Genomic DNA, 9,412 nt, shown 5'->3' with positions numbered 1-9,412 from the left:
GGCGTGCTGGCCGCGCTGCGCGAGCGCGGCGTCGGCAGCGCGAGCGTCACGCTGCACGTCGGCGCCGGCACCTTCCAGCCGGTGCGCAGCGAGAACATCGCCGAGCACACGATGCACAGCGAGTGGTTCGAGGTGCCGCAGGCCACGGTCGACGCGATCGCGCGCACGCAGGCGGCCGGCGGCCGCGTGGTGTCGGTCGGCACGACGACGCTGCGCGCGCTGGAATCGGCCGCGCGCGGCGGCACGCTGCAGGCCGGCAGCCGCGACACCGACATCTTCATCACGCCCGGCTTCACGTTCCGCGTCGTCGACGTGCTGGTCACCAACTTCCACCTGCCGAAGAGCACGCTGCTGATGCTGGTCAGCGCGTTCGCCGGGTACGAGCACATGATGGCGCTGTACCGGCATGCGATCGCGCAGGGGTATCGGTTCTTCAGCTATGGGGATGCGATGCTGCTGGAGCGAAGAGGCCCGTGATCCAGCAGCGATTCAAAGCTTCACCGTGTTCTGCCGAATCCAGCTCGCGAACGCCTCCTCCGTGAGCGTGCCGCCTGCCAATGCCAGCACGGTCAGAACGCATTCCTCATCGTCCGCAATCAGGTCGTAGCCGTTCAAGGCGAGGAACAGTTCTGCCGCCACGAACGCCGTCCGCTTGTTCCCATCAACAAACGGATGGTTGCGCGCCAGTCCGAACCCATAGGCGGCAGCAACCGCAGCCGCATCCGGCGTGCCGTAGTGAGCCAACTGCTGCGGCCGGGCCAGCGCCGAGTCCATCAGCCCTTCGTCCCGTACGCCGATGCCACCGCCGTGTTCGGCCAGCTGCTCTTCGTGAATCGCTTGAATGGCCGCGCGATCGAGCCAGAGCCAGTCCGCCATCACTTCGCCAACTCGCGCAAGGCCGCACGACGCTTCTTCATGATCTGGCGCGCGACCTCCATCTGCGTCTCGAAGGCCGGATCGTGCGGCGTGATCCTGACCCCGTCAGGGCTTTCGGTGAGGTAGACGAGATCACCCTTCTCGACCTTCAGCCGCACCAGAACCTCCTTGGGCAGGATGACGCCGACCGAATTGCCGATCTGCGTGAGTTTGAGCGTGTGCATGGCAAGCCTCGAGGGTTATAACGTTCGTTATGTTATCGAGGCCGCCTCGGGACCACAACCAGGCCAGGTTCGAGCCTGAGCTTGCAGGACAATCCCCCCATGCTCCAGTTTGACCTCCTCAAGACCGAAGGCCTCGCGCGCCGCGGCCGCCTGACGCTGAACCACGGCGTCGTCGAAACCCCGATCTTCATGCCGGTGGGCACCTACGGCACCGTCAAGGGCGTGATGCCGGCCTCGCTCGAGGCGATGGGCGCGCAGATCATCCTCGGCAACACCTTCCACCTGTGGCTGCGCCCCGGCGTCGACATCCTGCGCCAGTTCGGCGGCCTGCACCGCTTCGAGGGCTGGACCAAGCCCATCCTCACCGACAGCGGCGGCTTCCAGGTCTGGTCGCTCGGCGAGATGCGCAAGATCAGCGAGGAAGGCGTGCGCTTCGCCTCGCCCGTCAACGGCGACAAGCTGTTCCTGACGCCCGAGACCAGCATGCAGATCCAGCGCACGCTGAACAGCGACATCGTGATGCAGTTCGACGAGTGCACGCCGTACGAGAGCAAGGGCCACCTCACGACCGAGGCCGAGGCCCGCACCTCGATGGAGCTCAGCCTGCGCTGGGCACGCCGCTGCCTGGCCGAGTTCCAGCGCAACGAGAACCCGAATGCGCTGTTCGGCATCGTGCAGGGCGGCATGTTCGAGAACCTGCGCGAGGAATCGCTCGCCTCGCTGGTCGAGCTCGACCTGCCCGGCTACGCGATCGGCGGCGTCAGCGTCGGCGAGCCCAAGGCCGAGATGCAGCGCATCATGGCCCACACGCCGCACCGCCTGCCGGCGCACAAGCCGCGCTACCTGATGGGCGTGGGCACGCCGGAAGACCTGGTCGAGGGCGTCGCCGCCGGCGTCGACATGTTCGACTGCGTGATGCCCACCCGCAACGCGCGCAACGGCCACCTGTTCACCCGCTTCGGCGACCTGCGCCTGCGCAACGCCCGCTACCGCACCGACGAGCGCCCGATCGACGAGACCTGCCGCTGCCACACCTGCCAGGGCTTCAGCCGCGCCTACCTGCACCACCTCGACCGCTGCGGCGAGATGCTCGGGCCGATGCTCACCACCATCCACAACCTGCACTACTACCTGAACCTGATGCGCGAGGTGCGCGAGGCGCTCGATGCCGGCCGCTTCGCCGACTTCGCGCGACAGTTCGCCGTCGATCGCGCGCGCGGCTTCGGTCCGGCCCAGCCCGCGCAGGCCCCGCCCGGCTGAGCCGGCCTCGCCCATCGCGCAACGCGACACCGATGATCGCCCTCGCCACTGGATGCACGGGTTTTCACCTGGGTCCGCTACCCTGCCGTGAAGTCGTTCACGCTCGCCGCCGTGGCGTGCGCACCAGCGACGGGCACACTCGACAGCTTTGCCAGATCGCCTCGCCAGCCCGACCCCGATGCTCCGCCGATTGATCTCGACGGGTGAGAGCCTGTGGGCGTCCTTGTACGCCTTCCTGCAGTTGCCAGGCCGCCCGTCCCAGGACACCGACAGCCGCGTTCAGCTGAGCGCGCTGCGCATCGTCCTGCTCAGCGGAATCACGCTCGAGGCGGTGGTCGCGCTGCACAGCTCATGGATCGGGCTGCAGCGCGGCGTCTACTACATCCTCGTCATCGTCATCGCGTTCTACGTGGCGCTGCTGGCGGCGATCCGCTGGTCGACGCAGCACCAGCGCCTGGCCAGCAACGGGCTGATCGTCATCGTCTACGCCGCCGGCCTCGTGATCGCCACCTGCGTGCGCATCCCCGAGGTGCAGCGCCTCGGCTACGTGTTCTGCTATTCGGCGCCGCTGCTGGCCGGCCTGCTGCGCGGCTACCGGCTCGCGCTCGCGCTGATGGTGGTGAACGTGGTGCCGTTCGGGCTGGCGGCCTCGGGCTTCGTGATGCCCAACCTGTTCGGGCTCGACGTCACGCTCAACACCTCGCCGCTGTACATCCACGGCCTGCTCTTCACCTTCTTCAACTTCTGCCTGCCGCTCGCGGTGTTCCGCATCCTGAGCGCGGTCAAGCACTCGCAGCAGCATGCGCAGCGCATGCAGGACCTGTACGAGGACCTGTTCGAGAACCAGGGCACCGCCGTCGTCGTGTGCCGCGACGACGGCCGCGTGCGCCGCGGCAACCGGCTGTTCGCGCAGCTCGCCGGCAACGGGTTCGACGACCAGCCGCTGTCTCGCTGGCTGCGCTCGACCGCCTCGGAGGGTAGCGCTGTCCCGAGTTTCGATGCCGGCACCGAATGGCTGGCCGGCGAGGGCCGCACGCAGCGCCGGCTGGTGGTGCGCAGCCGCTTCACCTGCGGCGACCGCCATTTCGCGGTCAGCTTCCAGGACGTGACCGAGCTGCGCGAACTGCAGCGCAACCTGGTGCGCAGCCAGGCCGAGGCCGAGTACCTGGCGTCGCACGACGTCGTGACCGGCCTGCCGCGGCCCGAGGGCATGGCGCAGTGGCTCGATCGCCAGCGCGCCACGCTGCAGGCCGGCATGGTGATCCCGGTGGTGTCCTGCGGGCTCGGCTCGCTGCGCCAGGTCAATGCGCGCTTCGGCATGGCGCAGGGCAACCAGTTCATCGTCGCGTTCGCGAACGCGCTGCGCGAGGCCGGCGGCAAGGACAGCTACATCGCCCGCACCCGCGGCTCGATGCTGAGCATCGCGCTGCCGCCGGTGCCGGCGGTGCAGGCCACGATGGCGGTGACGCGGCTGCGCCGGGCGCTGCCGCACCAGCTGCAGGTCGGCAGCGGCCACGTGCTGGTCGAGCTCGCGGTCGGTGCCGCGCTGTTCCCGATCGACAGCGCGCAGGCCGCCGAGGTGATGCACCGCAGCGGCGTCGCGATGGAGCTGTCGCGCGAGGGCAGTGCCACCGCCGAAGAGGTCGGCACGCCGATCAGCGAGCGCGCGGTGAGCCGGCGCATCGCGATCGAATCGGCGCTGGAGCGCGCGATCGACGACCGCGAACTGCACGTCGTCTACCAGCCGCAGGTGCGCTCGAACGGCCAGCTGCTGGGCTTCGAGGCGCTGGTGCGCTGGAACAGCCCGGCGCTGGGCGCGGTGTCGCCGGCCGAGTTCGTGCCGGTGGCCGAGCAGATGGGCTGCGTGTCGCGCATCACCGACTACATCCTCGACGAGGTGTGCCGCCAGCTCGCGCTGTGGATGGCGGCCGGCGCGCAGGCCCCGCGCGTCGCGGTGAACCTGTCGGCACGCGACCTCGACCGCGACAACCTGTTCGAGACGGTGCTGGCCGCGGTCGGCCGCTACGACGTGCCGGTCGGCGCGCTCGACCTGGAGGTCACCGAGACCTTCCTCGCCGAGCGGCCCGAGCGGGCGCTGGCACAGCTGAAGCTGCTGCGCGAATGGTCGTTCAAGATCTCGATCGACGATTTCGGCACCGGCTACTCGTCGCTGTCCAAGCTGGCCGACCTGCCGATCGACGTGCTGAAGATCGACCGCAGCTTCCTGCTCGACCTGCCGGGCAATGCGCGGCGCGAGCGCATCGTGCGCTCGATCGTCACGCTGGCCAACAACCTGCACCTGCAGGTGGTGGCCGAAGGGGTCGAGCGCGGCGCGCAGCTGCGCTTCCTGCAGATGCTGGGCGTCGACGCCTACCAGGGCTTCCTGTTCCATGCGCCGGCGCCGGCCGAGCACTGGACGCCGATGCTGCTCGGCGGCCTGCCGACAATCGAGGACCTGATGCTGCCGGGCGCCCCGCAGTTCGGCCACAGCCTCATCTGAAGAACACGGAGGCCGCATGACGGGAGAGGTCGATTACCTGATCGTCGGCGGCGGCTCGGCCGGCTGCGTGCTCGCGAACCGGCTCAGTGCCGACCCGTCGACCACGGTCGCGCTGATCGAGGCCGGCGGCGAGGGCCGCGGCGCGTTGATCGAGATGCCGGTCGGCGCGGTCACGATGCTGCCGACGCGGCTCAACAACTGGGCCTTCGAGACCGTGCCGCAACCGGGCCTGAACGGCCGCCGCGGCTACCAGCCGCGCGGCAAGGCGCTGGGCGGCTCGTCGGCGATCAACGCGATGATCTACACCCGCGGGCACCGCAGCGACTACGACCACTGGGCCGCGCTCGGCAACCCGGGCTGGTCCTACGACGAGGTGCTGCCGTATTTCAGGAAGGCCGAGAACAACGAGCGCCTGCACGACGAGTTCCACGGCCAGGGCGGCCCGCTGCACGTCGGCGAGCTGCGCAGCGCGAACCCGTGGCAGCAGGTCTGGTTGCAGGCGGCACGCGAGGCCGGCTTCGCGCTGAACGACGACTTCAACGGTGCGAGCCAGGACGGCATCGGCATCTACCAGGTCACCCAGCACCGCGGCGAACGCTGGAGCGCCGCCCGCGCCTACCTGCACCCGGTGATGGGCACCCGCGACAACCTGCACGTGCTGACAAAGGCGCAGACGCTGCGCGTGCTGTTCGACGGCAAGCGCGCCATCGGCATCGAGATGGCGCGCGGCCGTCACGTCGAGCGGCTGATGGCGCGACGCGAGGTGATCCTGTGTGCCGGTGCGCTGCAGACGCCGCAGCTGCTGCAGGTGTCGGGCGTCGGCGACGGCGCCTTCCTGCAGCGCACCGGCATCCACCTGAAGCACCACCTGCCGGGCGTCGGCCGCAACCTGCAGGACCACATCGACTTCACGTTCGGCTACCGCGTGCCCGACACCGCGCTGTTCGGCTTCTCGCCGGCCGGCAGCCTCAACGCGCTGCGCGAGTACATCCGCTGGCGGCGCGAGCGCAGCGGCCTGCTGACCAGCAACTTCGCCGAGGGCGGCGGCTTCCTGCGGGTGTCGCCGGAGTCGCCGGCACCCGACGTGCAGCTGCATTTCGTCGTCGCGCTGGTCGACGACCACGCGCGCAAGCTGCACCTGCGGCACGGGCTGTCGTGCCATGTCTGCCTGCTGCGGCCGCGCAGCCGCGGCACGGTGCTGGTGCGCAGCGGCGACGTGCGCGACGCGCCGCTGATCGACCCGAAGTACTTCGACGATCCCGACGACCTGGAGGTGCTGGTCGAGGGTTGGAAGCTCACGCAGCGCCTGCTGCAGGCGCCGGCGATCGCGTCGCGCCTGAAGCGCGACCTGTTCACGGCGGGTGTCGAAAGCGATCACGAGATCCGCGAGGTGATCCGCAACCGCGCCGACACCATCTACCACCCGAGCGGCACCTGCAGGATGGGCACCGACCCGATGGCGGTGGTCGACCCGTCGCTGCGCGTGCACGGGCTGCAGGGCTTGCGCGTGGTCGATGCCTCGGTGATGCCGACGCTGATCGGCGGCAACACGAACGCGCCGACGATCATGATCGCCGAGAAGGCGGCCGACCTGATCCTGGCCGGGCCCTGAGCGCTCAGGCGGCGGCCAGCAGTGTCTCGAGGCAGTGTTCTCGGATGCCGTAGAAGGCCTTGATCTCGCGGATCTGCGCCAGCACCTCGTCGACCGGCTTGGGCTGCGCGCGCTTCACCGCGAGGATCATCTTGTTCTTGCTGGTGTGCTCCAGCGCGACGAACTCGAACACCTGGGTGTCGTAGCCCTGCGATTCGAGCAGCAGCGCGCGCAGGCCGTCGGTCAGCATCTCGGCCTCCTGGCCGAGGTGGATGCCGTGTTGCAGGATCGGCCGCAGCGGGTGCGGGCTCAGCAGCTGCGGTCGGATCTGCTTGTGGCAGCACGGCGAGCACATGATGATGGATGCGCCGGCGCGGATGCCCATGTCGATCGCGTAGTCGGTGGCGATGTCGCAAGCGTGCAGCGCGATCATCACGTCGACCGGTTCGCGCGCATGGGTGCGCACGTCGCCGTGGCGGAACGCGAGCCCGGCCATGCCGTTGCGCTGCGCGGCGGCGTTGCACAGGCGCACCATGTCCTCGCGCAGCTCGACGCCGGTGACCTGCGCGTTCATGCCGCGCGTCGCGTGCAGGTACTCGTGCATCGCGAAGGTCAGGTAGCCCTTGCCGGCGCCGAAGTCGAGCACGCGCACGGCCTTCGCGTCGCGCAGCGGCGAGGCCTTCAGCGCGCTGTCGAGCACCTCGACGAACTTGTTGATCTGCTTCCACTTGCGCGCCATCGCCGGCACCAGCTGGTGCTGCGGGGTGGTGACGCCGAGGTCGGTCAGGAACGGGCGGACGATGTCGACGAAGCGGTGCTTCTCGCGATCGTGGGCGCCGGCCGCGTCGTCGGCCTCGTGTTCGACGGCGGCCACGCGCAGCGTCTGCTGCCCCTTCTTGCTGACCATCAGCTGCACGTCCTCGCTGCGGGTCATCAGGTGCAGGTGGCCGAACAGTTCAGTGGCTCGTTCGCGCAGGCTTTGCAGGCCTTCGGCGAGCGGCATGTTGCGGGTCACGTCGCGCGTGCGGTAGGTGTAGACGAAGCTGAGGGTGTCGGCATCGCGCACCTGGATGCGGCGCAGCGTGGCGCGCAGCAGGTCGGGCTCGGGCCCGCGGTACTTGGCCAGCACCAGCTTGACGAAGCTGTGCTCGTCCACGCTGTCGGCCAGCCGCTTGAAGAATTTGTCGCCGTCGCTCGTGCTGCTCGTCATCCGTCGCATTATCCCGGCCCCTCGGCCACCRCATCGCTTGCGCGGACAATCCGTCTCCATGAACCCCGACACGCCCTTCCCTTCTCTGAACGAGATCCGCGCCACCGCCGACCGGCTGGCCGGCAAGCTGCGAGAAACCCCCGTGTGGCGCTGGCAGACCGGTGCGGTCGCGACCCGGCTCGCACCGGCGACCGAGGTCTGGCTGAAGCTCGAGCTGCTGCAGACCACCGGCAGCTTCAAGCTGCGCGGCGCGCTGAACTGCATCGAGGCGCTGGATGCCGATGCGAAGCGGCGCGGCATCGTCGCCGCGAGTGCCGGCAACCACGCGATCGCGGTCGCGTACGCGGCGCGCATCGCCGGCACCAGCGCGACGGTCGTGATGCCCCGACATGCGAGCCCGCTGCGCATCGCCACCTGCGAGGGCTTCGGCGCGAAGGTCGTGCTGGTGGCCAACGTGCACGAGGCCTTCGCCGGTGCGCAGGCGCTGGTGGCCGACGAAGGCCGCACGATGATCCATCCGTTCGACGGCCCGCGAACCTCGCAGGGCACCGCGACGGTCGGGCTGGAGTTCATGCAGCAGGTGCCGCAGCTCGACGCGGTGGTGGTGCCGGTCGGTGGCGGCGGGCTGATCTCGGGCATCGCCGCGGCCGTCAAGCAGATCAACCCGGACTGCCGCGTCTACGGCGTCGAGCCGCTCGGCGCCGACGCGATGTACCGCAGCTTCCAGGCCGGCGAGCCGGTGAAGCTCGACGCCGTCGACACGATCGCCGACAGCCTGGGCGCACCGTATGCGCTGGCGTACAGCTACGGCGTGTGCCGCCGCTTCGTCGACGAGATCGTGCGCGTGTCCGACGACGACATGTGCCGCGGCATGCACGATCTGTTCATCGACATGAAGCTGGCGGTCGAGCCGGCCCCGGCCGCGGCGGTGGCCGCGTTGTTCGGCCCGCTGAAAGAGCGCCTCGACGGCAAGCAGGTCGGCCTGGTCATGTGCGGCAGCAACATCGACGCCGCCCGCCACGCCGAACTGGTGGCGCGCGGCAAGCCGGCCTGACGGACGGGACATGCCGCGCCGGCCGAAGCATCACTACAGCGTCTACGTGGTGGAACTGGCCGATCCGGTGTGGAACGAGCCGAGCTTCCGCAAGGCGAACCCCGACTACCAGCTGGGCAAGCCCTTCGTCTACGTCGGCATGACGGGGCTGGACCCCGACGTGCGCTTCGACAAGCACAAGGCCGGCATCCAGGCGAACCGCTTCGTCACGACGTATGGGCTGCGCTTGTTGCCGAAGCTGTACGAGGTCTACAACCCGATGCCCTACGACGGGGCGCGAGACATGGAAGTGGAGCTGGGCATCGCGCTGCGGGAGGCCGGGTTCGGAGTCTGGCAGGCGTAGCGCGTCGCGTCGCGGCGGGTGGCGGGAGGGGCTGGGGACTCATGCCGGGGCGGTCGGCCCGGGGGCCGACTCCACGAAGAAGATCGGCTTCGGGGGTGCATCGGCAAACTCCCTCCACTCACTTCGTTCGTTGTGGTCAAACAGTGCCGATGAGTCGGTCTACGAAGCGTGCTGCGCACGCCACCCCCGAAGCCGATCTTCTTCGTCGCCCCAGAAATCGCCCCCAGCCCCTCCCGCCACCCGCCGCGACGCTCAACACCACCCGCTCTTGTTGGGGGGAAAAGACTGAACAGACCGACGAAGCATGCCGGCGCTCGCATGCTCAACGGTCTGTTCAGTCTTTTCCCTCAAACA

At 69.2% G+C, this 9,412-nt stretch carries 9 protein-coding genes; 6 read left to right on the top strand and 3 right to left on the bottom strand.

What is annotated here, in order from left to right; translation table 11 throughout:
• Positions 1–477, top strand: a 477-nt coding sequence (locus tag AC1DXV_RS08535; protein ID WP_477933199.1) for an S-adenosylmethionine:tRNA ribosyltransferase-isomerase, incomplete at its 5' end; no start/stop codon positions are given.
• A gap of 12 nt (positions 478–489) precedes the next feature.
• Here the strand turns inward: AC1DXV_RS08535 and AC1DXV_RS08530 are convergent.
• Together AC1DXV_RS08530 and AC1DXV_RS08525 are read right to left on the bottom strand one after the other, a co-directional pair.
• On the bottom strand, positions 490–876 hold the full coding sequence (locus AC1DXV_RS08530) for a type II toxin-antitoxin system death-on-curing family toxin (protein WP_477870053.1): 387 nt from the start codon (positions 874–876) through the stop codon (positions 490–492).
• Positions 876–1,100 carry an AbrB/MazE/SpoVT family DNA-binding domain-containing protein gene (locus AC1DXV_RS08525; RefSeq protein ID WP_477870051.1) on the bottom strand — a complete coding sequence of 75 codons (225 nt, stop codon included), beginning with the start codon at positions 1,098–1,100 and terminating at the stop codon, positions 876–878. Before AC1DXV_RS08525 ends, AC1DXV_RS08530 begins: the two co-directional genes overlap by 1 nt.
• A gap of 99 nt (positions 1,101–1,199) precedes the next feature.
• On the opposite strand from AC1DXV_RS08525, the gene tgt reads away from it, so the two are divergent.
• The 3 genes from tgt (at position 1,200) to AC1DXV_RS08510 (ending at position 6,472) form a co-directional block, all read left to right on the top strand.
• Positions 1,200–2,360: a tRNA guanosine(34) transglycosylase Tgt gene (gene tgt / locus AC1DXV_RS08520; protein ID WP_477870049.1), complete on the top strand. Its 1,161-nt coding sequence runs from the start codon at positions 1,200–1,202 to the stop codon at positions 2,358–2,360.
• Positions 2,361–2,538: 178 nt separating this feature from the next.
• Positions 2,539–4,860 (top strand): putative bifunctional diguanylate cyclase/phosphodiesterase, encoded by a 2,322-nt coding sequence (locus AC1DXV_RS08515; protein ID WP_477933197.1) that lies wholly within the window; start codon positions 2,539–2,541, stop codon positions 4,858–4,860.
• A 16-nt stretch (positions 4,861–4,876) separates the two neighbouring features.
• Positions 4,877–6,472: a GMC family oxidoreductase gene (locus tag AC1DXV_RS08510; protein ID WP_477869545.1), complete on the top strand. Its 1,596-nt coding sequence runs from the start codon at positions 4,877–4,879 to the stop codon at positions 6,470–6,472.
• Between the two features lie 4 nt (positions 6,473–6,476).
• On the opposite strand, the gene AC1DXV_RS08505 is transcribed toward AC1DXV_RS08510, so the two are convergent.
• On the bottom strand, positions 6,477–7,661 hold the full coding sequence (locus AC1DXV_RS08505) for a class I SAM-dependent methyltransferase (RefSeq protein ID WP_477869543.1): 1,185 nt from the start codon (positions 7,659–7,661) through the stop codon (positions 6,477–6,479).
• A gap of 58 nt (positions 7,662–7,719) precedes the next feature.
• On the opposite strand from AC1DXV_RS08505, the gene AC1DXV_RS08500 reads away from it, so the two are divergent.
• Together AC1DXV_RS08500 and AC1DXV_RS08495 are read left to right on the top strand one after the other, a co-directional pair.
• Entirely contained in the window at positions 7,720–8,715 is a 996-nt protein-coding gene (locus tag AC1DXV_RS08500) for a threonine ammonia-lyase (protein WP_477869541.1), read from the top strand.
• 10 nt (positions 8,716–8,725) lie between these two features.
• Positions 8,726–9,058 carry a hypothetical protein gene (locus tag AC1DXV_RS08495; protein ID WP_477869539.1) on the top strand — a complete coding sequence of 111 codons (333 nt, stop codon included), beginning with the start codon at positions 8,726–8,728 and terminating at the stop codon, positions 9,056–9,058.
• Positions 9,059–9,412: the final 354 nt, after the last annotated feature.

Source organism: Rhizobacter sp. P3_C12 (assembly GCF_056402735.1).
This window is presented reverse-complemented; position numbering and strand designations above follow the sequence as displayed.